Consider the following 24,497-nt stretch of genomic DNA (forward strand, 5'->3'; position numbering starts at 1 on the left):
CGAATATAAAAAAAGCTTCTCGAAGTCTATACTTAGACTGATCGAAAAGCTTTTTTTATGTTCTCTTAAAAATAGACTAATGCGACTTTTTCTTTCTCTTCTAAGTTTTCAATCATTGAATACCAAGACTCTGGTTTATTAGATAACACTGTATAATAACGCTTTAAAAACTTCACTATCAAGTCAGATTGAAGTTCATTAATTTCCCCATCCATTGGAAGGAAACAAAGATCTAGACCCGTAACCGCTTCACCATCGTTGTTCCATGATGGATGAATATATTCAAATTCAAGACGCTTATAACCTAGGTGAGCTAATACTTCTCGACGAACATATGGATTCATTGGCTTAACTCCACCAAACTCATGGTGTTCTACTCGATATGGATCGTAAATTTCAGCAAACATACCTGATAACTTTTTATTATTATCAGCTGCTAAAGCCTGTAAATCTACTAATCTATTTTGTGCCAAATACGGGCCGATTCCCAAACCAGCTTGGCCAATTATTGTAAAGTCAGTCATGGCCACATTAAAATCATCATAATAGCGATATTCTGTAGCTCCTACTACTCTACCTTCATTGACAGCAACAAAAACACGAATACCTGGATCCTCTAAAGGCTCTTTCCAAAGATCGAATTCTAATACTTCTTCTGGGGGAAATACATCTTGCATTAATTGATGCATTTGTTTAAATAATGGGTCATTAATATTTGTAATTCTTCTAAATTCCATTTTCTTTCTCTCCCTTTAATTAGAATGTTTAAATGGATTTTTCCATTCCATTAGAGTCCCATAATTACATGATTCTTCGTCCTCTAAATAATTGTCTACTACCTTAACTGGGGTACGACCACATCGAAGTAGAAAACTAATAACTGAATCTTTTAGTTCCCCTTTTATTACTGCATTTATGTATTGTTCGGGTGACAAGTTATTCGCCTCTTTATGATATCCTGGCATCCTGCCTCCTCCAAGCAATCTTTCCAAACCAAGATGGACAACAACATCATACATAGAAAACATTAACCATTTGCCCAAACCTAATTTTCGATAGGACGGTCTGACACTAATATCAACGACATAAAGTGTATTTCCGTTTGGGTCGTGGTTACGAATATAACCACCATCAGTAACCTCTTCCCATGAATGGTCAGGTTGGCTAGGATTAAAATGAACAAGTAAACCTGTCATAGAACCCGCCATTTGACCATTTACTTCTATACATAACGCTCCCTCTGGAAAAAGAGTTACATGATTTTTAAGCTGCTCCTCATTCCACCATAGTTCTGATGGGAATGGTGGAGGAAAGCTTTCCTGTTGAATACGGATTAGATCAGTAAAGTCATTCTCATTATAATTACGGATTACCACTTGTACAGGTTTGTCCTGGTCGAAAACAAAAAATTCTTTTCGATACATTCAGAAAATCCTCTTTTCCATTTAAGAATGCTTAATCTATTTTACCAATCCGGATAAAGATCTGTACGTCTATCACGCCAAGTAGTAACGGATCCCTTTTCACGAACTTTGTATAATAAATCTAAATTAAGATCGGCTGTTACAATCATATCCTGATTCATTTCACCTTCGACCATAATTCCTTTCGGAGGAAATGGGATGTCGTTAGGAGTGATGACAACTGCTTGACCGAAATTTGCACGCATAAAATCAACAGTTGGAAGTGAACCGATCGTACCTGTATTTACAACATATACTTGATTTTCAATTGCTCTTGCATGACATGTATAACGAACTCGATGGAATCCGTGGCGATCATCTGTGCATGATGGACAGAAAATGACATCTGCTCCTTTTGCTTTTGCCATTCGAACGATTTCTGGGAATTCAATGTCATAGCAAGTCAACATCGCAATTGTCCCTTTATCTGTCTCGAAAACCTCTAGACCGTCACCTGCACTCATATTCCACTCATTAACCTCGGTTGGTGTAATATGAAGCTTCGCCTGCTCACCAATACGACCATCTGGATAGAACAAATGTGCAACATTATAAAGTCGATCGCCTTTTTTAATAACATGCGTTCCTCCAATAATGTGCATATTGTATTGTTTAGCCAACTTTAAAAATAAAGAACGATATTGCTCAGTAAAGGTAGGTAAATCTTGTATCGTTAATGCCTCACCTTTTTCATTACCAATTGACATAAGTTGAGTTGTAAAAAATTCCGGAAAAATGATAAATTCCGCCTCAAATTCCTCTGCTGTTTTAATATAATGCTCTACTTGATTTTCAAACTCTTCGAAGGAGCTTATTGTGTGAAGATGATATTGAACGGCTGAAACTCTTAATTGCATATGATCCCCCTCTTCCCATTTACGCTTTATCTCTTACTATTAATTATTGAATAAATAGTAGGAACGGGCAAGTATGTACTTTTCATTCCATTTAGAATATAACTTTGCTTTGCACTATTTACTTAAAATTACTACTTTTTTATCTTTATCCATGGTGATAACAAGATCCGTCATTCCAACAAATAAACCGTTTTCTACCACACCTGGAATTAAATTGAGCTCTCTTTCTATTATTTGAGTTTGAATAGAATTAGGTATACTGCAGTCAAAAATATAGTTTCCGTTATCCGTAATAAACGGAGTCGTTCCATTTAAACGAAGTTCCGGAACTAAACCGATTGCTTCAATATGTTTTATCGTCATTTCCATGCCAAATGGAATAACTTCTATCGGAAGTCGGAACTTACCTAATCTCTCTACCATCTTAGTTGGATCTGCAACTACTATAAATGTTTTAGCTGCTTTCGCAATGATTTTCTCTCTTAATAGAGCACCTCCCCCACCTTTAATTAGCTCAAAGTTTGGATTAATTTCATCCGCTCCATCAATTGCAATATCAATCTGATCAATTTTACTAAAGTTTACTAGCTGGATACCAACCTCTTTAGCAAGCTTTTCAGTTTGAACGGAGGTCGGGATACCTTTTATATTCAGCCCTTCCTTAACTAATTGCCCAAGCTTTTTTATCGTATAAAAAACGGTAGTTCCCGTCCCTAATCCAATGACCATACCATCTTTTACAAATTCTGCTGCCTTTTCTCCTACAATTTGCTTATCATTCATTTTTACACCTTCTATTTCATTGTTTTATTTCTTAACTAGTATAAGTAAAAAATTCAAATTTCATTTTTCGCAAGAAAGCTATCGAATAGAAATAGTTTGAATAAAGAATTTTCAACTAAGAAAAACTATTTGAAAAAATACTAAGTAAGGTGATGAACATATGGATCTACCTAATTTTATTCTTAAGTTTTGCATCATTATAATGATTTTACCTGTAACGATTGCGTGTTGTTATTTTGGTTACTTAGATAAAAACTACCAAATTGTTATATTCGGTTTTGCACTCTTATTATTTTCAATACTCGGTAATTACTTTATTTATACTAGAGGCAATAAAAGTAGTAAATCGGGGCAATAAGAACCTTTTTCTTGATACTTTTTATTAAGAAAAAACCGACCAATTTCACAATTCAATCAATCGGTTTTCCACTATTATTTTTGATTTGATCAATTTAAAACCAACTGATAAAAGGTGGAATGCTTTGCGGAAATTTAAATAGATTGTATGGATCATATTCTCGTTTCACAACTCTAAGACGATTTAAATTCCCACCATAATATGCTGTTGGCCAATTTCTAATAAATCGATCAGGCCAATTTACGTAATCACCAGTAGTGTATCTTGATAAGGCATTCCTTAACTCTTCGACCCATTGATTGTTTTTTCGTTCTTCTTTAGGGGAACTCCAATTAGCAAGATACTCTTGAGCGATAATCGCATCTCTGTAATAGTAGGCCGTTTCATCTGGCCGAATCCGTTCTACGGCCCCTCCAAGAGATTGGTGCCATATGCTAGAATTTCCGTTTGGTGTATTTTCTAGAAAACTTTTCATAATCAAGATTGCTCTCTTTGGAAAAGTTTTATTTAGAAAAGATCCTGATCTCTTTTTATAAGCTGGAACATTACCACTTGGCTCATCAAAAAAATGAACAGCTTCAATATAAGGTACTTCCTTTACCATTACTTTTATAGGCGAGCCAGTTTCTATTAGTGGTCGGAGCAGTTCATTCAATTTTGTTACTGGGCCTACAAATTCCCCTTGAGCTATAATTTGATTTACTTCCCTAGATTTTAGTTCAATTTCTGAAGTTAATTTATTATCCGTGTTAATTGCCCAATTTTGCCATGCGTCAAAAGCAGCTTCAAAATCTTTCCACTCCCATATAATTGAGAAGATTGACACAGTTTGTATTGTGTGCACTTTAAATTTAAGAGACGTGACGATGCCAAAATTCCCGCCTCCACCTCCACAGCAAGCCCAAAAAAGATCACTATTCTTGTTCCTATTTGCTTTAATGAGTTTAGCTTTCCCAGTTCCATTCGATACAACTATTTCTACTTCAAGTAAACTATCACATGTAAGACCATACAATCGCGAAAGCATTCCGATACCCCCGCCAAGCGTAAGACCAACAAGACCAACACTACTTTCAGTACCTGCTGGGATTGTCGTACCATTTTCCCACAGAATATTATATACTTTCCCTAAATCAGCCCCGGCTTGTATTTTTGCAATCATGTTTTTACAATCAACAGTAACTGTATTCATTTCACTAACATCTATAACAAGACCACCATCTACGAGTGAATAATTTTCATAGTTATGCCTGCCGCTTCTTACTCTAAATGGTATATTATTTTCCTTTACCCAATTCAAAGCATTTAAAACATCTCGTTTCTTTTGACAAAATACAATGATTTTAGGAAACTTTGGATTGTTTAAAGTATTGTTTGTTCTAGCCTGTTCATAATCCGCATCAACAGGTGTAACAATCCGTCCAGTAAGTTTCGTCTTTTCCAAAAAATATCCCCCCCTTCATACACACTGTAAAGAGAATGCTATATTCTATGAAAAAACTCATGGAAAAGATACTTGCCTAAGTGTGCACACTAAACCCGCTTATTTTCTCTTTTTTACAATCATACGCAATCCGTCTTTCGGCCGAAGTGTGATAAGTGGTTCTGTCTCGATATTATGATGATTAGGGGCTAGATCAAAAGTATAATGCCCAACGATTGTTGCTAATACTAAAGTAGCTTCCATCATTGCGAAATGATTTCCGATACAAACGCGTGGCCCACCACCGAAAGGAAAATACGCATATTCAGGTACACCTTCTACCTTTCCATTCTTAAACCGCTCTGGAAGAAATTCATTTGCATGTAAGAAATACTTTTCAGAACGCTGCATGATATAAGAACTCATCATGACCGTTTCCCCTTTATGAATTCTGTAGTCACCTATACTGACATCTTCTATTGCTTTTCTGCTAATAAGCCATGCAGGAGGATATAGACGGATACTTTCCCAAATAATTTGCTGGGTATAGATTAAATCTTTCAACGAATGATAATCTGCTCTTCTTTTGCCAATAACGCGATCTACTTCTTCATATAATAATTTAGCTTTGTCAGGATGCTGAGATAAAAGATACAAGCACCAAGACAATGCATTTGCTGTCGTTTCATGACCTGCAAGGAAAATCGTCATTGCTTCATCCCTTAATTGTTGGTTCGTCATGCCTTCATTAGACTCTTCATCCCTTGCTTGCATTAGCAGTCCTAGTAAATCTTCCTTTGTATCCGTGCTATTTCTTGTTTCAATAATTTCATATAACACTTTATCAATTGCTTTAATAGCCTCTGTTAAAGATTTATTTTTAGGCGTATTCAGTTTGAGTGGAGCTTTTAAAACAGAGCGGATTCTCTTAGTTGCTATTTCCATAATAATGTCGAAATGTTTCCCCACACGATCATGTCCTTGATTCAGATCCATACTAAACATTGTTTTCGCAATAATAGCTAATGTAAGCTCCATCATATCTCTACTAATGAGGCGTTCTTCGCCATCCTTCCAAGAATTAATAAACTCTTCCGTGATCATCGTCATATCCCCTGCATAGGATTGTATATGTTGCTTCGTAAAGGATGGCTGAATTAAACGCCGTTGCCTCATATGTACTTCATCCTCACTCGTTAATAATCCCTCACCAAGCAAGGTTTTCATCTCTTGAAATGGTTTTGATTTATGAAAAGAATGTTGCTTAGTTACTAATACCTCTTTGATTAAATCCGGCTCTAATAGCAAGTTCATTTTACGATGCGCAAATCGAAAAGAGACAATCTTATCGTGACTTCTATAAAGTTCACTAAAAAAAAGTATAGGATCTTTCCGAAAGTCATTTAAGTGCCCTAAAGGTGAATAAGAAGCCAGTCCTTTTACATCAAGCATAAAATTCACTCCAATTCGTTTAATCATAGGATACTCTTATTATATTAAGAGTAGGAGAAGGCTCATGCTTTTTATATTATTTAAATAGTAAATGTTGTTTTTGAACTAAAAAAAGACTGTCCAAATTAGACAATCTTTAGTAACTCTTAATCACTGCAAATGTTTTAGTTTTCTTAGAAGTATAGTTATCCGTTTAAATACCTTTCCCAATCATAGTCAATGATTTTAACAAAACGCCTTCTTCTTTTCGTACATATACTTGTTTCTTATCTAGTTCCTTTTGAACTTCTTCTAGACGGTGTCCGAACCACTCTGAAACTACATAAGAAATAGAAAGACCTTTTTACCATTCCAAATCGCGTTTCCCGTCTTGGGTATTTTCTTATTCCTAGTCCATGTGATTAATCCTTATCAAAGTTTGTCGAAGCTTCTAGTAAACACAAAAAGTTAGACACATACTTTAATTAAGTTATTAGAGAGGATTGAATCCTGTACTGTACAGGATTCAATCCTCTTAATTTTGTCTTAATTCGTTTGTGATTAGAATCGATAATGTACTGCTATTGTCTTATTTTTCTTAAAACAAATGAATGTTTTCTTTCTTACATGCTTCTCGCATTTCATCAGGCCATACAGAAGATTGAACTTCACCGATATGCGCCTTACGTAAGAAGTACATGCACATTCTTGATTGACCAATACCACCACCAAGTGTTAGTGGAAGCACATCTTCTAAAATACCTTTATGAAAATCATACTCGCGTTTGAAATCTTCACCTGTCTTCGTTAACTGCTCATCAAGTGATTTACTATCTACACGAATGCCCATTGATGATAATTCAAATGAAGATTGCAATACTGGATGCCAGAATAAGATGTCTCCGTTTAATTTCCAATCGTCATAGTCAGCTGCGCGTCCATCATGTTTTTCACCAGAACGAAGTGCATCCCCGATTCCAATAATAAAGACTGCACCGTGCTCTTTTGCGATCGCATGCTCACGATCTTTCGGCGTTAACTCTGGGTATTTATCTTCTAACTCTTGGGATGTAATAAATACGATATCTTCTGGTAAATACTTACCAAGATACGGATATTTTTCAAATAAATGATTTTCCAAATCTTTGAAGATTCCATAAATTATTTGTACGGTTTCTTTTAAATAATCTACTGTACGCCATTCTTTTTGAATAATTTTTTCCCAATCCCATTGGTCAACGTAAATTGAATGCGTTGCATCAAGTTCCTCATCACGGCGAATCGCGTTCATGTTTGTATATAAACCTTCACCAGCTTCGTAACCATATTCATGCAGTGCAAATCGTTTCCATTTCGCTAGTGAGTGAACAATTTCTAACTCTTCTCCTGAATGAAGCATATCAAATTCTATCGGGCGTTCTACACCGTTTAAGTGATCGTTTAAACCTGATTTTTTCGTTACGAATAATGGTGCAGATACGCGGAACAGTTCAAGTCGTTTTGATAATTGATCCTCAAAAAATGTTTTTACTTCCTTAATTGCGATTTGTGTCTCTCTTACTGTCATTAATGATTGATACATACTTATTTCCCCCTAAAATGTTTGGATGTAAGGAAAAAAGCCAACAAAAAAAGCCCTTCTTTCCCCAAAAAAACAGGGACGAAAGGCTTTGGTTCCGCGGTACCACCCAAATTAGCAACAGAGGTTGCTCACTTATTCAGTACGGAGATTAGAGAGATCTCGATACTGTTCTTCTTGTAACGTCGAAGTTCACGGCTAAGTCTACTTTCCTCTAAAGGATTTCGGTTAGCGACTCCAGGAGGTTCTTCATAACAGGCTTCGTATCAGGCTCACACCATCCCTGACTCGCTTTGTCTACGTCCTACTACTACTCGTCCTTTCATAGTCGTTTTTTGTCACATCTCTGAAACATTTTATTAATGATTATTTTATATGTAAAAATGAGAAAGTCAACATTTTTTTCACTTTTTATTTTATTCTAAATAAATAATCAAGATAATGATTGGGACTTAAACGGTTCTCTGTTGCGTTTTTTAACCCGTAAAATAGTAAGAAAAACATCAATCACTCTAGCAAATTCCAATCATAAAAAAAAAAACAGAAACCAGTCATACAATCGACTGTCTCTGTTTTTATATATTATTTCCCTTTATTACGTGTCATTACGTCAAATACAACCGCAAGAACAAGAACTGCTCCTCGAATGATGTATTGGTATGAAATATCAATACCCATTAAGTTCATTCCACTTGTTAATGAAGCCATTACGAATGCACCGATAATTGTACCTGTTACTTTACCAACACCACCCGCAGCAGAAACACCACCTACATAAGCTGCAGCAATTGCATCTAACTCAAACATTGTACCTGCTTGGGGAGAAGCAGATGCAAGTCGAGCTGTAAACAATACGCCTGAAAGAGCTGCAAGCATACTCATTGAACCAAATACAATGTAAGTGATTTTCTTTACGCTAATTCCACTTAACTGTGCTGCTTCAGGGTTTCCGCCAACTGCATAAATGTGGCGCCCTAAAGGAGTTCTCGTTGTAATGAAATGATAAACTGCTACAACAATAAACATGATCACAGCAGTCCATGAAATCCCTTGATAGCCTGCAAGAATATAGCTAATGTAACCAATGATACCAGAAATAAATAATAGTTTTATAATTTGCATTGGCATTGAAAGTACTTCAAAACCGTACTTTATGTTTACGCTTCTCTTTTTAAAGTCACTCCAGATAAGAAGAATAATAGAGATCGCGCCAATTAATAATGTTGATACATGTAAGCCATTCAAATCTCCTAAACTAGGAATATAGCCATTTCCAATTGCCTTAAAGCTTTCGTTAGAAACGATAATCGTACCAGTTTTAACAAGAGACATTAATAGTAATCCCTTGAATATTAACATTCCTGCTAGTGAAACTACGAATGATGGAATTCCTAAATTAGCAACAAAGAATCCATTAATTAAACCAATAATAACACCAAATACTAGAACAGCAATAATTGAGATCCAAACTGGCATTCCATGTGTTAGAAATAGAGCAACCACTGCACCTAGAAAACCAGCAACAAACCCAACTGAAAGGTCAATATGTCGAATGACAATTACTAGTGTCATCCCTACTGCAAGAACAGCTACATAACCTGTCATATTGATTAAATCACTTAAATTACGAGATGACATAAATAGTCCATCTGTATTTAAAGTAAATACTAACATTATTACTGCAAGAGCTATATACATTCCATATTCACGGATGTTTTTCTTTAATAACATGCCTGCTTCTTGAAAAAAGTTCATTTTATCAAAACCTCTCTTAAACGGTAGCTAGAGCCATAACGCTCTCTTGAGTTGCTTCTTCTCTTGATAATTCCCCGGTTATTTTACCTTCTGCCATAACATAAATTCGGTCACTCATACCAAGGACTTCTGGAAGTTCAGAGGAAATCATGATAATACTCATGCCTTGTTCAACCAGTAGATTCATAAAACTATAGATTTCAAATTTTGCACCTACGTCTATTCCACGTGTAGGCTCATCGAGAATAAGTACATTCGGACTTGTAAATAACCATTTACTTAACGATACTTTTTGCTGATTACCACCGCTCAATTTTCCAACAATTGAAGTAATTGAAGGAGCTTTTATGTTTAACTTATTTAAGTAATCATTTGCAACGACAATTTCTTCATGTTGATTAATCACGCTTGACTTGGAAATTTCGAATAAGTTCGTAATTGAAATATTGTTTTTAATATCTTGTTCAAGGATCAATCCGTCACCTTTACGATCCTCTGTTACATAGGCTATACCAGCTTTTATAGCATCTTTTGGATGTTTAAAACGCTTTTGCTCGCCTTTCACTAAGACGGAGCCATCAAGTTTGAAATTTGTTGGATTACCAAAAATACTTTTTGCTAATTCTGTTCGGCCAGATCCCATCAATCCAGCAATCCCGATAATTTCGCCTTTTCGAACATTTAGATTAATATTATGAAGAATTTTCCGACCTAATTTTGGATCGTACACATCCCAATCTTTTAATTCTAATGAAACTTCACCAAACTTTTGGTTTGGACGCTTCGGATAAATATCATCGATTTCACGACCAACCATGTGCTTAATTATTGTGTTTTCGGTGATTTCTTCTTTATTTAAAGAGCAAATTGTTTTCCCGTCACGAAGTACAGTAACCGTATCTGCAACAGCAATTACTTCTTTAAGTTTGTGCGAAATCATAATACAAGAAATGCCTTGGTTCTTTAATTCTTCCATTAAAAAAAGTAGATTTTCACTATCATCTTCATTTAAAGCAGCTGTAGGCTCATCAAGAATAAGCAATTTAACGTCTTTACAAAGTGCTTTAGCGATTTCAACAAGTTGTTGTTTACCTACACCTAATTCTTTAATTTGCACGTCAGGATTGACATCCAATTTCACTTTTTTTAACATTTCAATTGCTTTTACAATCGTTTCATTGAAATCAACAGTTATTCCCTTTTTAATTTCATGTCCGATAAAAATATTCTCATATACGGACAGTTCAGGAAAAAGAGATAATTCCTGATAGATGATTCCAATACCCTTTTTTTCACTATCACTAATTTTTGAAAACTTTTGAACTTCATCAAAAAAAACAATATCACCTGTATATGTTCCAAATGGATAGATACCGCTTAACACTTTCATTAAGGTCGATTTACCAGCACCATTTTCACCAACTAAGCAATGTATCTCCCCTTTTCTAACTTTGAAGTTAACATCACATAATGCTTTCACACCTGGAAACTCTTTTGTGATATTTCTCATCTCTAAAATAAATTCACTCATATGATCCGTCTCCCGAATTTGCCATCTACTTGAGTCATTGATTAATTTGAATAATTAACAAAATAGTGACGGTTAGACCATCACTATTTTGCAAGTTTTTTTCTTTTATTTATTACTTCAATCCAGTGAAGTCTGAAGCACTATAGTATCCAGAATCAACTAAGTCTTTCTTCACTGTGCTTTGATCAACAACAATAATATCTGTTTGTTTTGTTTTGATATCAGCTTTACCGTTGTTTGTAACGCCTGAAGCATCAGGTGTTTCATTTTTTAAGATTGAAGTTGCAGTAGCGATTGCATCTTTAACTAAAGTACGAACATCTTTGAAAACAGTCATCGATTGTTTGCCATCAATAATGTATTGTACAGAAGCTTTTTCAGCATCTTGACCAGAAATTACATATGAAGTTACGTCTTTATCTGATTTAAATGTATCAGCGATTGAACGAGCAGTTCCATCGTTTGGAGCAAGAACTAATACATCGCCTTTGTCAGCTTTAGAAGCTTTTGTTAAGTTAGATGAAGTTAAGTTTTTAGCTATATTGAAATCCCAGTTCGTTGTAACTTGACCAATAATTTTTGCTTGCTCATCACGTGTTAAATCAGCTTTAGCTTTTAAGCTATTTGCGGCAGCTGAATTCTCAACTTTGAAAGTACCATCAGCAATTTTTGGTTGAAGAACTTTCCAAGCACCTTGGAAGAATAAAAATGCATTGTTATCAGATGCAGCACCTGCGTATAGGTATAAAGGTTGACCTGCTTTACCTGAAGCGTGGTCTACTAGATATTGTGCTTGTGCAGCACCTACAGCAACGCTATCAAATGATACATAGTAATCAACTGCGTCAGTACCTGTAATTAAACGATCGTAAGAAATTACTTTAACACCAGCAGCTTTTGCAGCCTCAGCTGAAGCAGCAGCAGCAGCTCCGTCTTGAGGACAAATAATTAAAACTTTGATACCTTTTGCAATTAAAGAATCAACGTTTGCTTTTTCTTTTGCAGAGTCACCTTGTGAGAATAAAATTTCAACTGAATAATCTGTATCTTTTAAAGCATTTTTAAAGCGAGTTTCATCTTGAGTCCAACGTGGCTCATCTTTTGTAGGTAAAACGATACCAATATCAACTTTACCATCTTTACTTTTCTTACCAGCAGAAGTGCTATCACTTGATGTTGCTGAAGATCCACATCCAGCTGCAACAAGAGTCATTACTAAAAATACCGAAATTATTGCAAAAATCTTTGATAACTTTTTCAAAGTGTTTCCCCCTTTTTTTCTGGTTACGCTTTCATAAATAAGGTTATCACGATTTTTATTGGAATCGCTTACTCATTTCCTTCACTCTTTTGTCTATTATCTGCACTAAATTACCACCCGTCGGAAAACGTTTACATTCAGAATATTAAAACTAGCATTATCTTAACTTTAGGACATATTAGTGAAGTTAATTTCGATTTAAAGCAAAAAAAGAGTCAAACTGAAAACTCAATAAAAGTATGTACAAATTAATAAGCAATTCGTAAATACAATCATTAAGTATGTCGTTAGACCCCTTTATAAATATATACATATAAAGTAAGTAATCGCTCTCCTCTTAAATATTCATTAATACCTTTTTTCGATATTCCTTAGGAGATTCATTCGTACATTTTTTAAACACTCGACTAAAATAATTTGGATCATTATAGCCCACTTGATAACAGATTTCTTTTAAATTCAATTCTCTTTTTTCCATTAATTGTTTTGCTTTATTAATTCTCAAATTCATTAAATAATCACTGAAAGTTTCACCTGTTTGCTTTTTAAATAATTTGCTAAAGTAAACTGGATTCAATTTTAAATAATTGGCTACTTGCTCAAGTGAGAGATCCTCAATGAAGTGATGAGCGATATATTCCCTGGCCAATATCATCAGATGATTCGTTTTAATTTCTTTTTCTCGATCAATCTTTGTAATTAAATTAATAATTTGTTGCTCTACAAATAGCTTCAATTGGCTGATATCATCTATTTCTGGAATGTGAAATTTCCCAACTTCAATCAATGAATTACGGAGAGATTGGAAAATTTGATTAAATAGAGAATTTAATTCCGTTCTAACTTGTGAAACATCATAGTTAACAAATCTTTCATATAAATTATTGAATTGGTTCATAACATCTTCATAGTCAGCTTTTTTAAAAGTATCGATTAAAACTTGTTTTTCTTCGTCAGATATACTTAAAGAAAGACTTACTGAATGCAGATTAACACGTGTTAACTCATCACACTCTAAACTTGCATGATATGCTTCATTATAAGATTGTCGTAGTCCTTCAATTCCTTGCTTTAAAGACCCAATCCCAATCACCGTTTCATAACCAGTTTGATTTTCGATGTATTCAATGGTTTTTAAAGCATCTTGATAGAATACAAGTGTTTGAGAATCGGCTTCTCGGTTTGGCTGTACTGGAATAAATATGGCTAATTGGCCATCTACAACAGGGCTAATTAAACAATTTCTAGAAGATTTCATAAAATGCCTAACACATTCATAAATTCTCCTTTGTTCTTTGTCATTTTGACTAATTTCTTTAGGCAATTTAATGACGCTCGCATAACCTAAATCAATTTCAAAACCGAGAATCTCAGACAATTGAGTCACATTTAATTCTTGTACAGTATTAAACATTAACATTAACGTATATTCGTTTTCCGTGAGTGGACGTATTAAAGATAAATTTTCAATAGCCTCTAATTCTTGTAATCTTTTCTTATGATCATCTTCAATTTCATCGATCATCTTTTGAAGCAAAGAGATGATATGATCCTTTTTAGCAGGCTTTAAAATATAATCTTTAACACCTAATGAAATTGCTTCTTGTGCGTAAGTAAAATAGTCATATGCTGTGACAATGAATATTTTTGTATCTGGGAGTTTTTGCTTTATAACTGAAACAGCTTCAAGCCCTTGAATACCTGGCATTTTTATATCCATAAAGATAATATGAGGCTGGTATTCTATTGATTTTTCAATAGCAACTCGTCCATTCTCAGCTTGTTCAAATTGAAATTGATTAGGCATTGAACGGTTAATCATCAATTCGAGTCCCTCGCGCTCTAATGGTTCATCATCAACAATTAATAAACGATACATAGTTTTCTCCTTCAATTTTAAAATTTTGATGAGACAGGGAGCTTTAAAATAATGGTAGTCCCTTTATTTATTTCACTTTTGATATCAACAATATCTTCTTTTCCATAAAAGAGGCGCCAGCGTTTAAAAACATTTGTTGTACCTAATCCAGTTGAGCTTTTTTGAGAGATGATCGGCATAGACGATGTTAAAAGAGCCTCTCTAGTCTCTTCTTTCATACCAGCACCATTATCATAAATTTCAATGTAAATATATTTTTCATGCTTCTTAATCGTAATCCCTATTACCGCTCCTTGTTCCATCCCTTCGATACCGTGTATAAATGCGTTTTCAAGAAGTGGTTGCAATGTTAAACAAGGAACTTTATCCCCTAAACAAGACTCCTCTATATTTAATTCGAAGCGTACACGATCTCTAAACCTTGCTTTTTGTATTGAAAAGTATTCCTCGGCATTTCTAACTTCTTCCAAAAGAGTTACAGGCTCGTCTAATTTTCGTAAATTATAGCGTAGCAAATTCGAGGTCGATACAGTCAAATCACTCGTTTGTTCTGCTCCTTCGATATATGCTAACTTAGAAATAACGTTTAACGTATTGAACAGGAAATGCGGGTTTATCTGACTTTGTAAAGCCTTTAATTCAAGCTCCTTTACAAGTCGATCCTTTTCTACTACTTCAATATTTTTTATCATTAAATTACTTAAATTTTTAGACATCTCATTGAGGATTTTACCAAGAATACCGATTTCATTATTTCGATACAATGTAGGGGGATCCACATTAAAATTACCTTTACCAATTTGTTTAGCCATATAAACTAATCGATTGATCGGAATGACGATACTTCTAGACAACCAAATTGCAAAAACAATACTAATGACAGTCGTTATAACGAACAACTGTACACCTAATTGATTCATAGACTGAGTATTTGCAATAATCTTGCGAAAAATAGGCTGATAATTACTAAGCTCTAAATCAACTAAGTTCTGACTATCCTCTCTAATAAACCCTGATATTTTCTCTATATCACGGTATTGCTCTGTATAACTTGAAAAATTTTGAGAGACTAAATTATCTGTAATGGATGATTCTAACGCTAGAAAAGAATCAATCATATGGGTAAAGTTTTCTAGCACAAGCTGATTATTTTTAGTGGCATTATGTGTTAGCAATTCCTTTTTTAATTTTTGTAAATTGCCTTTATGCTGCAAAATCGATCGATAATTTTTTGGCTGTGGATTAATAATATAGCTACTCACCAAGCTTAAATTCTCTTGGGTTTCAGAAGAGATTTGTTTATATAAAAATATTTTATTAATCATTAAATTATAACTCTCTTGAACTTTCTTACCATTTTCAAAAATAAAAAATGAAACAAGATTTAATAAAATAACTAGAATAGGAATAAAAATAAATAACTTTGTCCTAATTTTCAACGTTTCTCCTCCTGATCAACGTTTCTTTCGTCACCACCTCGGTTGGTGTAAAATTTTCTTTATTAATAACTTTTCCATGTAGCCAATCAATTAATAATCCTACAGATTGATAGCCCATTTCGTATGGCTTCTGAATAATAGTTGCCTTAATTGAATCATCTTGAACTGCTTGGAGTGTACCTTCAATGTTATCAAATCCAAATATCTCAACCTGATTTAACTTTAAATTTTTTGATGCATTTAAAATGCCAATCGCGTCTAAAGCACTTGTACCAACCATAACTGAAATATCTTTATTATTACGTAGCATACTTTCAGTTTGAAGCTTTGCTTGAATGATCGATATATTAGAAAACTCAATATCCTTTACTACTAATTTCGGATACTTTTTAACAATACTTAAAAAGCCATTTAATCTCGCCTGCTGACTTTCTGATTTTTCACTCCCTATAATAACGCCAATTTTCCCAACACCATTCGTTTCCTCTACAACAACTCTTCCTAATTGCTCTCCTGCGTTAAAATTATTTGTACCAACATAAGCAAGACGCTTACTTTTTGGCGCATCTGTATCAATTGTAATAACAGGAATATGTTGTGAAACCGCTTTATTAATTACGGGCGAAAAAGTATTCTCATCAAGACTTTGTACGATTATGCCGTCTACCTGAGAAGCAATTGCCTTTTCTAATAACTTAATTTGTTCTTCCGGACTTGTACGTAAAGGACCGATATACTCGACATTTACTCCAAATTTTTCAGCAGCAACGTTTGCCCCTTCTTGTACTTTCCTCCAATAAGGATTATCAAACTCCTGCGAAATAAGGACAAAATGGAGTTTTTTCTTCGATTCTACTTCTCGATCATGTAATTTTTGAACTGAATTTTCAATATTTCTAGCATTTATTTCAAAATGAATAAGTACATAAACAAACAATAAAAAAAGTACGCTTAAAATAATCGACCATTTTTTCTCTTCCATAACGTCCTCCAGTCCTATATTAAAATAGTACATTTTGATTATACAGTTTACAAGACTATTAGACTTTACAATTTTTTCCCTTTAATTTTATTTGAACGAACGAATGGATTAATAAAGTTTGAAACTTCAATCTACTTTTACTAAATCTTAAATCGCTATATTAAGATTCCTTCAAAAAAAATGATCCCCTTTTAAAAATAGGAGATTATTTTCATAAAACTATCTAGTCTTTTGGATTTAACCTACATGCCCTTTTGGCAAGTTGAGTATTATAAAGATTTGTTTGCAAGTACTGCTCTGACATAAAAAAAGTGCACAGAATATTTCTGTACACTTTGTTATAAAGCTAGCTCGCATTTTTTAACTTAAACTGTAATTTTTGTCTCCTCAACCTGATAAATCGGATGAAATTCACCTTCAGACTTGGAAACTACAACAGTAGCAACACCGTTTCCAATAAGATTAGTAACTGCGCGTGCTTCAGACATGAAACGGTCAACACCAAGAATCAGTGCCATACCCTCTACTGGGATTGACGGAAATACCGCTAAAGTTGCGGCTAATGTCACAAACCCAGAACCAGTAACTCCCGCTGCGCCTTTTGAAGTCAACATTAATACACCTAGTAGTGTAATCTGCTGCAATATGCTTAAGTCAGCACCATAAGCTTGTGCAATAAATAATGCAGCCATAGAGAGATAGATAGAAGTTCCATCAAGATTAAAAGAATAACCAGTTGGAAGCACAAGTCCCACTACTGATTTTGAGCAGCCATATTTCTCAAGCTTTTCCATCATTTTCGGTAATGCTGCCTCAGATGATGACGTTCCAACAACAAGAAGGATTTCTTCTTTTATATAAGCGATAAATTTGAAGATATTAAATCCGAACATTTTAGCAATTCCGCCAAGAACTAGAACAATAAATATAGCCATTGTAAGGTAAACAGATCCCATCAGTTTTCCAAGATAGATAAGCGAACCGATACCGAATTCTCCAATTGTATATGCCATCGCACCGAAAGCGGCAAATGGAGAAATCTTCATGATAATATTAACAATTCCAAAGAATACCTCAGTCAATTTCTCAAAAAACTCTATAACTGGCTTACCTTTCTTACCTAAATGGGCAAGTGAAATGCCAAATAAAATTGCAAGTAGAAGTACTGGTAGAAGCTGACCATTTGCAAATGCTCCAATGAAGCTTTCAGGTATGATTGAAGCGATAAAGTCCATGAAACCGTGGCTTGTTTCCGAGGCTGCCTTAGTATATTGAGAAATATCTCCTTTTCCCGCTGCTGCATCAATCCCTTTACCTGGCTTTAATACATTTGCAACAATAATACCGATTGCTAAAGAGATTGTCGAAACGATTTCAAAATAAAGTAAGGCCTTCCCACCAATTTTGCCAACCTTTTTTATATCCCCCATTCCTGCAATCCCGATAACAATCGTTAAGAATATAATCGGTGCAATAACAACTTTTACTAGCTTAATAAAAATATCAGCAATAACCTTTAGCTGTGAACCGATATCTGGAAATGTGAATCCGACTAAAATACCAAGAAAGATTCCTAAAATAACTTGAGTTGTAAGACTTTTAAAATTAATTCTCAATGTGCTTAACCTCCAATCATTTTTGAAAACGATTACAATTTATTGAATTATTTACATGTTACAATTTTGTGAACGTTATAAATAGTTAAAATAACTTTATAAAGTGTTTTGTAATTAATGTAAGTAATAAAATCATGATCTTAAGTTTAAATTGGACTATATTTTATAGTAAATTGGAAAAGTATTATTAAAAACCATTAGAGCAATAGTGGTTCAATATGATGAATCTAGTAATAGTTGGAGGTTAATGTGCGCGATCAGCGATTTAGATTTAAATTAAGTACAATTATCATTTTCTTTGTTTGTTTAGTCGTACTCCTATCTTTAATGATTACTGACTTATTAATCAGTCATTCTGTCAGTAAAAAAATTATAAAAAACCAAGAAGAAAAGGCCTTAATTGTAGCTAGAACTGTTGCTAAATCACAAATTGTAATTGATGAAATGAGCGACGACCACTCCACTACTGCAATTCAAGATTATACAAAGGAAATTCAAACAGCTACAAATGTAATGTTTATTGTCGTTATGGATATGAACGGAATTCGTAAATCACATCCAAATCCGGCAAAGATCGGCAAACATTTTGTTGGCGGTGATGAAAAAGCGGCACTAAAGGGTAAAGAATATGTATCAATCTCGCATGGTACATTAGGTGAATCAGTACGTGCCTTTACTCCAATATACAATTTGAGAAATAAACAAATCGGCGTGGTTGCAGTTGGAATTTCACTTAAGAGTGTAGAGTCTGTACTTGGCAAAAGTCATTGGGACATCCTTATCGTGACAGTTCTTGGTTTAATAATAGGCATCATTGGTGCTATTTTACTTGCAAGGTATATTAAAAGGACATTGCTAGGGCTCGAACCCTTTGCTATTGCTAAGATTCTTGAGGAGAGGAGTACGATGCTCCAATCTGTTCATGAGGGAATTATCGCAGTTGATAATCAATCAACAATTACTTTAGTAAATAAATCTGCATTACAAATTTTTCAAAAGGCAGGGCTTTCTCAAAAGCCCGTTGGCATGAAAATTGATGAATATATGCCTTCAACAAGATTGGATCACGTTATAGAAACAGGTAAACCCGAACTAGATGATGAACAAAACATTAACGGAGTTTCCATCCTCGTTAATAGAGTTCCTCTTGTGGTAAATGGTGAAGTAGTTGGAGCCATTTCTACATTTCGGGATAAAACCGAAGTAAATCAGTTGGCCGAACAATTAACAGGTGTAAGAACCTATGCGGAATCCCTTCGCGCACAATCCCATGAGTTTATGAACCGACTTCACGTTATTCTTGGTATGGTCCAAATGAAATCCTACGATGAGTTATCAGGATTTATCCGAACTTTAGTGAACTATCAAAATCAAGAATTTGGACATATTACTCAGCATATTAAAGACCCTGCCCTGGCCGGATTTATTATGGGAAAATTAAGTTATGCAAGGGAAGAAAATGTCGAGTTATCGTTCGAATGTAAAAATGTCATTCCTGAGCCGAAAGACCCTCAGTTCACTCAAGATTTAATTACCATTCTTGGCAATTTGATCGATAATTCAATAGAAGCATTGTCTGATACTGAAGAAAAAACACTGGAAGTAATCTTTCATTATGCAGATAAATTTTTAACAATCGAAGTTCTAGATTCAGGACCTGGAATGTCTGATGAGTTACAAAAGAAAGTATTTGAAAAAGGGTTTTCCACAAAAGGAGAAAATCGTGGCTACGGCCTTTATTTGGTTGCAAATAGTATTAAGAAACTGAGTGGAGAATTAATCATCGACTCAAAATTACTACTAGGGACTGAGTTCCAAATACAAATCCCATATGAAGAAAAGAGGTATGGAAATGATTAAAGTCCTGATTGTAGAAGATGATCCAATGGTTGCTGAATTCAATAAACGTTACCTTAATGAGATAAAGGGTTTTAGTTTAATAGGGATTTCCCATACCGTGAAAGATGCCATTACGTTCCTTAAAAACGAACAGGTAGACCTTATTTTGCTAGATGTTTATATGCCTGGTTCGACTGGACTTGAATTGCTTAGTTTTATTAGAGAACACAACATGGCAGTAGATGTCATTCTAATTACTGCAGCTGCGGACAAAGAAAAAATTCATACTGCAATAAGGTATGGGGCTGTAGACTATCTAATTAAACCGTTTGAGTTTGAAAGATTTAATCAAGCCTTGTTGAAGTATAAAGATAATTATAATTTTTTTGCAAATAAAAGCTTAATCAGTCAGGAAGATCTAGATGAACAGTTCTTTAGCATAGGTCAAAAGCCGGTCGAAGAAGCAATGAGTAATTTGCCTAAAGGCTTAACTAGCAGCACATTACAGGTTGTCATAGGTGTAATAAAATCAAAAGGAAACAGTCAGTTTACAACCGATGATATCTCAGAGACCACCCTTATATCACGCGTATCGATTCGAAAATATTTGAAGTTTCTAACTAGTCTCGGTGTACTTGAAGAGTCATTGACATACGGGATTGGAAGACCAGTGTATTTGTACACACTAAAATCAGACAAACTAAATAAAGTGAATACATTACTTTAAAAGTGGCAATGCCACTTTTTTAAAATTTAGGCTCTGTTAAAGTAGATTGTTGATTTTGGAAAAAACGACTGCTTCATTCGGCAGTCTTGTTTATTGCACAAGATTGAAGGATAAATACAATCATATGGAATAATATGGTAGAATTTTAAGGGTTACATATTAGTTATTAGTAAGGGAGGTAGTTCTTTGTTAAAAATATTAAAGAGTGTTTTTGGTCTACTTTCAATAGTTTTAGCAGTATATGCTCTAATTACTGGTAGATTTGTGATAATGCCGTATATGATATTTTTATTAGGAGCAATGTTTGTAGTTATAGGAATTACAGAATTTCAATTAAAACGAAAAGGAGCTGCTTTCTCTAATTTTATTGTTTCCTTATTTTTGATTTGTGCATCAATAAAGGGGTTCATATTGAATTAAGCATGAGTTAGTTAATTAAGAGTTTCTAGAGGTTGTCTACTAATTAGATAACCTCTTTTTTAGTAAAAAAAATCAATATTTAATATTAACAGAGCCTAAATTTAAATAAAAAGGCACTGACTTTTTAGGGTCAGTTGCCTTTTCACTTTAAACTTATGATGTTGGAGATGGAAATCTTGCAGCTTCAAAATGAGTACTAACTTCACCATCAACATTTGCCCCGATCACACCAGCTAGACTGCTTTGGGCAAAAACCTCAACCTTATCCAAAGCATTAAGTTTCTGGATCGTCGAAACATTTACAGCATTTCCGAAGTTTATTGGACCAAAGAAATCGTTATCGATAGCGATTGCGGGTCTTCCATTCACACGAATTTCAATTCGTGCTCTATAGTTAACATTGTTGTTATTAGGAATAAAAGAAATCGTAGCAGAAATTAAATAGACCCCATTATTTCTTGGTCTAAATATTGAGGTAAATGAATTATATTCATTTGCTAAATCAAATTGTTTTTGTAAATAGTTTACTTTTACAAAAGTATTTTCTGGCACAGTTTGATTTGCATTACTTACAGCTCTAAAGGCTGAAGAAATATTAATATTCTCTTTATTCTCCTCATTTGAATCGTTTGGTTTTTTCATTTTTGGAGGCATAATTGTCACTTCACTCTCTTATAAACTTCTATATTATATAGAGACAAGGCTTAATTGATTGTATACTTGTCCAAGCAAGATAAGTTAAAGATCACATCGTTTTAAATTAGTCGATAAAATAAAAAAATCTCTTCGGAATCTTCCAAAGAGATCTTTAAAAATATTTATCTTTTTGCCCCTGTAAAGCGTCTATTTAAAAACTTAGCAAACAATCTAGCAAGCAAATTAAATAAAAGGATCATTACAATTAAGACTGCAGCAGATTTTGTAGCGATGCTTTGCGCATCTGGAACAATACCTTCTGAATTTAATTTCCAAATATGAACTGTTAATGTTTCTGCTGGTCTAAAAATATTAAACGGATTCATCGGTGTATTTAATGGAGCAGCATTATTTAGAATAGGCGTTGTTAGTCCAGCAGTATAGATTAATGCCGCTGCTTCACCAAAAATTCTTCCAGCCGCTAAAATAATTCCCGTAATTAATTGTGGAATTGCTGTTGGGATACTAATTTTAGTAATCGTTTGCCACTTTGTAGCTCCTAATCCAAGACTACCTTCTTTACTAGTTTTAGGAACATTTAATAACGCTGTTTCACTTACCCTTGTTAAACCAGGAAGATTTAAGATTGAAATCCCAAGTGCACCACCAATTAAAGTGTATCCCCACCCAGTCATCGTTACAAATACTAATAAACCGAATAGTCCTACTACGATTGAAGGTAATGAAGCCAACGTTTCAATACATAATCTTAAGAAATTTAAAAAACGACCTGGTTTTGCATATTCTGCCATATAGATCCCAGCTCCTACTCCAATCGGAACTGAAATAATTAATGTTAACACTAAGATATAAAATGAATTAAAAAGTTGTGGCCCTATTCCACCACCTGCTTGAGTATTGCTAGGCTTTCCAAACAAGAAGTTGAAATCCCAGAATCCCCAACCTTTAAAAATAATTTCACTTAATAAAAATAATAATAAGATTACAACTAAACCAGCTATTAGACAAAGAATTCCTGTCCAAATCTTATCCATTTTTCTTGCCATCATGCTTTTGCTCCTCCTTTTCTTCCAATTAAACGAATGATCAGAATAAAGAGGAATGAAATTAGAAGTAAGATCATTGCTAGAGTCCATAATGTGTTATTCCAAGCTGTACCATTTAATGTATTTGCCATATCCATTGTTAAAATTCCTGTTAATGTTGCCGTTGGGTCAAAAATACCATTAGGGAACTTAACAGTATTTCCGATTACCATTTGTACTGCTAATGCTTCACCAAAAGCACGAGCAAGACCTAAAACGATCGCTGTTAAAATATTTGTTTTTGCAGCTGGTACAACAGCCAATTTAATTGCTTGCCACCTAGTAGAACCTAGTCCGTATGAGGCTTCTAAATATGTTCTAGGAACAGCTCGCACAGCATCAGAAGCTATACTTGCAATTGTAGGTAAAATCATGATACTAAGCACAATAATCCCTGCAATTAAGCTAAACCCTACTCCACCTACTGCATTTCTAATAAGTGGAACTAATATTGTAACGCCAAGAAATCCATAAACTACTGAAGGAATACCGACTAGAATTTCCAAAACTGGAATTAATACTTTTTCACCAAACTTCGGTGAAATAAAGTTCATGAAAATCGCTAATGCAATTGCAATTGGTGCAGCTATAATTACAGCGCCAACAGATACTAGAATTGATCCAACAATAAAAATTAAAGCACCATATGTTGGGTTTGAAGCATTATTTGGACTCCAATGTTTTGAAAATAAAATTTCACTTAAACTTATATCATTAACTGTAAATGATTGAATTCCTTTACTAACAATAAATCCTATTATTGCTATTGTAATACCAATCATTAAGAAACCACATAAAGTTACAAGAGTTCTTCCAAGGTATTCAATTAGAAAAAAGTTTCTTTTTTTGAAATTCATGATAAACCCCTATCATCCATTAATAAATTAGTTTGAGAGTTGATATAAAACCAACTCTCATTTTTTATATTATTCTAAACCTGCCATTTTTGAAGCTGGGATATAACCCATCTCAACTAACTTATCAGCAAACTCGTCACCACTAATAAATTCAATATATTCTTTTACTGGAGATTTTGCATCGCCTTTTGTAATCATGTACTCATAAGAGTAGAATGGGTAATCACCTGCAACGATATTGTCTGTAGTAGATTCTTTTCCATCAATTTTTACAGTTTTTAATGCGTCTTTTTTATCGCCGATTAAATATGAATTAGCAAGATAAGAAATTGCACCAGGAGTAGAGTTTACAGCTTGCTCAACTGCACCGTTTGAATCTTGCACTGTTCCTACGCCATCGTTAATCTTAACGTCTTTCATAATTTTCTTTTCAAACGCTGCACGAGTACCAGATGATGCTGGACGGTTGATTACATTAATTTTCTCGTCTTTACCGCCAACTTCTTTCCAGTTCGTTACTTTTCCAGCGAAAATATCTTCAATTTGTTGAAGTGT

General features: G+C 34.1%; 22 protein-coding genes, 1 pseudogene and 1 other annotated feature. Of the genes and pseudogenes, 4 read left to right on the top strand and 19 right to left on the bottom strand.

Annotated elements, in window-relative coordinates:
* Window positions 1-65: 65 nt before the first annotated feature.
* From B6K90_RS17900 to rpiA, 4 genes are all read right to left on the bottom strand, one after another.
* Window positions 66-737, bottom strand: coding sequence for a GNAT family acetyltransferase (locus B6K90_RS17900; RefSeq protein ID WP_088014131.1), 672 nt, complete (start codon window positions 735-737; stop codon window positions 66-68).
* 15 nt (window positions 738-752) lie between these two features.
* Complete coding sequence (locus tag B6K90_RS17905) at window positions 753-1,424, bottom strand: GNAT family N-acetyltransferase (RefSeq protein WP_088014132.1); 672 nt, start codon at window positions 1,422-1,424, stop codon at window positions 753-755.
* 41 nt (window positions 1,425-1,465) lie between these two features.
* Window positions 1,466-2,320, bottom strand: coding sequence for a carbon-nitrogen hydrolase family protein (locus B6K90_RS17910; protein ID WP_088014133.1), 855 nt, complete (start codon window positions 2,318-2,320; stop codon window positions 1,466-1,468).
* A gap of 114 nt (window positions 2,321-2,434) precedes the next feature.
* Window positions 2,435-3,103 (bottom strand): ribose-5-phosphate isomerase RpiA, encoded by a 669-nt coding sequence (gene rpiA / locus B6K90_RS17915; protein WP_088014134.1) that lies wholly within the window; start codon window positions 3,101-3,103, stop codon window positions 2,435-2,437.
* A 160-nt stretch (window positions 3,104-3,263) separates the two neighbouring features.
* Here rpiA and B6K90_RS23470 point away from each other — a divergent pair, with 160 nt between their 5' ends.
* Window positions 3,264-3,461, top strand: a complete 198-nt coding sequence (locus B6K90_RS23470) for a hypothetical protein (RefSeq protein WP_139840757.1) — start codon at window positions 3,264-3,266, stop codon at window positions 3,459-3,461.
* A 94-nt stretch (window positions 3,462-3,555) separates the two neighbouring features.
* Here the strand turns inward: B6K90_RS23470 and B6K90_RS17920 are convergent, their stop codons facing one another.
* From B6K90_RS17920 to B6K90_RS17970, 11 genes and pseudogenes are all read right to left on the bottom strand, one after another.
* Window positions 3,556-4,905, bottom strand: a complete 1,350-nt coding sequence (locus B6K90_RS17920; protein WP_088014135.1) for an FAD-binding oxidoreductase — start codon at window positions 4,903-4,905, stop codon at window positions 3,556-3,558.
* Window positions 4,906-5,004: 99 nt separating this feature from the next.
* Window positions 5,005-6,336 (bottom strand): cytochrome P450, encoded by a 1,332-nt coding sequence (locus B6K90_RS17925; RefSeq protein ID WP_088014136.1) that lies wholly within the window; start codon window positions 6,334-6,336, stop codon window positions 5,005-5,007.
* 464 nt (window positions 6,337-6,800) lie between these two features.
* Window positions 6,801-6,893: pseudogene (locus B6K90_RS24465) on the bottom strand (IS3 family transposase); the annotation flags it as partial.
* 20 nt (window positions 6,894-6,913) lie between these two features.
* Window positions 6,914-7,897, bottom strand: coding sequence for an aspartate--ammonia ligase (gene asnA / locus B6K90_RS17930; RefSeq protein ID WP_088014137.1), 984 nt, complete (start codon window positions 7,895-7,897; stop codon window positions 6,914-6,916).
* A gap of 71 nt (window positions 7,898-7,968) precedes the next feature.
* Window positions 7,969-8,229: a binding site (T-box leader), on the bottom strand.
* A 247-nt stretch (window positions 8,230-8,476) separates the two neighbouring features.
* A complete protein-coding gene (locus B6K90_RS17940) occupies window positions 8,477-9,649 on the bottom strand; it encodes a sugar ABC transporter permease (protein WP_088014138.1) in 1,173 nt (390 codons plus the stop codon).
* A 16-nt stretch (window positions 9,650-9,665) separates the two neighbouring features.
* A complete protein-coding gene (locus B6K90_RS17945) occupies window positions 9,666-11,180 on the bottom strand; it encodes an ATP-binding cassette domain-containing protein (protein ID WP_088014139.1) in 1,515 nt (504 codons plus the stop codon).
* A 112-nt stretch (window positions 11,181-11,292) separates the two neighbouring features.
* Window positions 11,293-12,441 carry a sugar ABC transporter substrate-binding protein gene (locus B6K90_RS17950; RefSeq protein WP_235821839.1) on the bottom strand — a complete coding sequence of 383 codons (1,149 nt, stop codon included), beginning with the start codon at window positions 12,439-12,441 and terminating at the stop codon, window positions 11,293-11,295.
* Window positions 12,442-12,778: 337 nt separating this feature from the next.
* Window positions 12,779-14,320 carry a response regulator gene (locus tag B6K90_RS17955; RefSeq protein WP_088014140.1) on the bottom strand — a complete coding sequence of 514 codons (1,542 nt, stop codon included), beginning with the start codon at window positions 14,318-14,320 and terminating at the stop codon, window positions 12,779-12,781.
* A gap of 17 nt (window positions 14,321-14,337) precedes the next feature.
* Window positions 14,338-15,759, bottom strand: a complete 1,422-nt coding sequence (locus B6K90_RS17960) for a sensor histidine kinase (protein ID WP_088014141.1) — start codon at window positions 15,757-15,759, stop codon at window positions 14,338-14,340.
* A complete protein-coding gene (locus B6K90_RS17965) occupies window positions 15,749-16,741 on the bottom strand; it encodes a sugar-binding protein (protein ID WP_088014142.1) in 993 nt (330 codons plus the stop codon). Before B6K90_RS17965 ends, B6K90_RS17960 begins: the two co-directional genes overlap by 11 nt.
* A 365-nt stretch (window positions 16,742-17,106) precedes the next feature.
* Window positions 17,107-18,357, bottom strand: a complete 1,251-nt coding sequence (locus tag B6K90_RS17970; protein WP_088014143.1) for a dicarboxylate/amino acid:cation symporter — start codon at window positions 18,355-18,357, stop codon at window positions 17,107-17,109.
* A gap of 249 nt (window positions 18,358-18,606) precedes the next feature.
* On the opposite strand from B6K90_RS17970, the gene dcuS reads away from it, so the two are divergent.
* From dcuS to B6K90_RS17985, 3 genes are all read left to right on the top strand, one after another.
* Complete coding sequence (gene dcuS, locus B6K90_RS17975; protein WP_088014144.1) at window positions 18,607-20,217, top strand: DcuS/MalK family sensor histidine kinase; 1,611 nt, start codon at window positions 18,607-18,609, stop codon at window positions 20,215-20,217.
* Window positions 20,210-20,923, top strand: a complete 714-nt coding sequence (locus B6K90_RS17980) for a response regulator (RefSeq protein WP_088014145.1) — start codon at window positions 20,210-20,212, stop codon at window positions 20,921-20,923. The genes dcuS and B6K90_RS17980 overlap by 8 nt, the downstream gene beginning before the upstream one ends.
* 186 nt (window positions 20,924-21,109) lie before the next feature.
* Window positions 21,110-21,343 (top strand): DUF3953 domain-containing protein, encoded by a 234-nt coding sequence (locus B6K90_RS17985; protein WP_088014146.1) that lies wholly within the window; start codon window positions 21,110-21,112, stop codon window positions 21,341-21,343.
* A gap of 153 nt (window positions 21,344-21,496) precedes the next feature.
* Here the strand turns inward: B6K90_RS17985 and B6K90_RS17990 are convergent, their stop codons facing one another.
* The 4 genes from B6K90_RS17990 to B6K90_RS18005 all read right to left on the bottom strand — a co-directional run.
* Window positions 21,497-21,985, bottom strand: coding sequence for an ABC transporter permease (locus tag B6K90_RS17990; RefSeq protein WP_407920539.1), 489 nt, complete (start codon window positions 21,983-21,985; stop codon window positions 21,497-21,499).
* A gap of 176 nt (window positions 21,986-22,161) precedes the next feature.
* Window positions 22,162-23,049 (bottom strand): phosphate ABC transporter permease PstA, encoded by an 888-nt coding sequence (pstA, locus tag B6K90_RS17995; RefSeq protein ID WP_088014147.1) that lies wholly within the window; start codon window positions 23,047-23,049, stop codon window positions 22,162-22,164.
* A complete protein-coding gene (gene pstC / locus B6K90_RS18000; RefSeq protein WP_139840758.1) occupies window positions 23,046-23,942 on the bottom strand; it encodes a phosphate ABC transporter permease subunit PstC in 897 nt (298 codons plus the stop codon). The genes pstA and pstC overlap by 4 nt, the downstream gene beginning before the upstream one ends.
* Before the next feature lie 69 nt (window positions 23,943-24,011).
* Window positions 24,012-24,497: substrate-binding domain-containing protein (locus B6K90_RS18005; protein ID WP_174567637.1), on the bottom strand; the 486-nt coding region annotated here is incomplete at its 5' end.

Origin of the sequence: Gottfriedia acidiceleris, from assembly GCF_002128425.1 — a bacterium.
In the GTDB taxonomy this organism is placed as follows: domain Bacteria; phylum Bacillota; class Bacilli; order Bacillales; family Bacillaceae_G; genus Gottfriedia; species Gottfriedia acidiceleris.

Coding starts and splice junctions, on each gene's coding strand:
- B6K90_RS17900 (WP_088014131.1), bottom strand. CDS start 737: ATGGAATTTAGAAGAATTACAAATATTAATGACCCATTATTTAAACAA.
- B6K90_RS17905 (WP_088014132.1), bottom strand. CDS start 1,424: ATGTATCGAAAAGAATTTTTTGTTTTCGACCAGGACAAACCTGTACAA.
- B6K90_RS17910 (WP_088014133.1), bottom strand. CDS start 2,320: ATGCAATTAAGAGTTTCAGCCGTTCAATATCATCTTCACACAATAAGC.
- rpiA (WP_088014134.1), bottom strand. CDS start 3,103: ATGAATGATAAGCAAATTGTAGGAGAAAAGGCAGCAGAATTTGTAAAA.
- B6K90_RS23470 (WP_139840757.1), top strand. CDS start 3,264: ATGGATCTACCTAATTTTATTCTTAAGTTTTGCATCATTATAATGATT.
- B6K90_RS17925 (WP_088014136.1), bottom strand. CDS start 6,336: ATGCTTGATGTAAAAGGACTGGCTTCTTATTCACCTTTAGGGCACTTA.
- asnA (WP_088014137.1), bottom strand. CDS start 7,897: ATGTATCAATCATTAATGACAGTAAGAGAGACACAAATCGCAATTAAG.
- B6K90_RS17940 (WP_088014138.1), bottom strand. CDS start 9,649: ATGAACTTTTTTCAAGAAGCAGGCATGTTATTAAAGAAAAACATCCGT.
- B6K90_RS17945 (WP_088014139.1), bottom strand. CDS start 11,180: ATGAGTGAATTTATTTTAGAGATGAGAAATATCACAAAAGAGTTTCCA.
- B6K90_RS17955 (WP_088014140.1), bottom strand. CDS start 14,320: ATGTATCGTTTATTAATTGTTGATGATGAACCATTAGAGCGCGAGGGA.
- B6K90_RS17965 (WP_088014142.1), bottom strand. CDS start 16,741: ATGGAAGAGAAAAAATGGTCGATTATTTTAAGCGTACTTTTTTTATTG.
- B6K90_RS17980 (WP_088014145.1), top strand. CDS start 20,210: ATGATTAAAGTCCTGATTGTAGAAGATGATCCAATGGTTGCTGAATTC.
- B6K90_RS17990 (WP_407920539.1), bottom strand. CDS start 21,985: ATGAAAAAACCAAACGATTCAAATGAGGAGAATAAAGAGAATATTAAT.
- pstA (WP_088014147.1), bottom strand. CDS start 23,049: ATGATGGCAAGAAAAATGGATAAGATTTGGACAGGAATTCTTTGTCTA.
- pstC (WP_139840758.1), bottom strand. CDS start 23,942: ATGAATTTCAAAAAAAGAAACTTTTTTCTAATTGAATACCTTGGAAGA.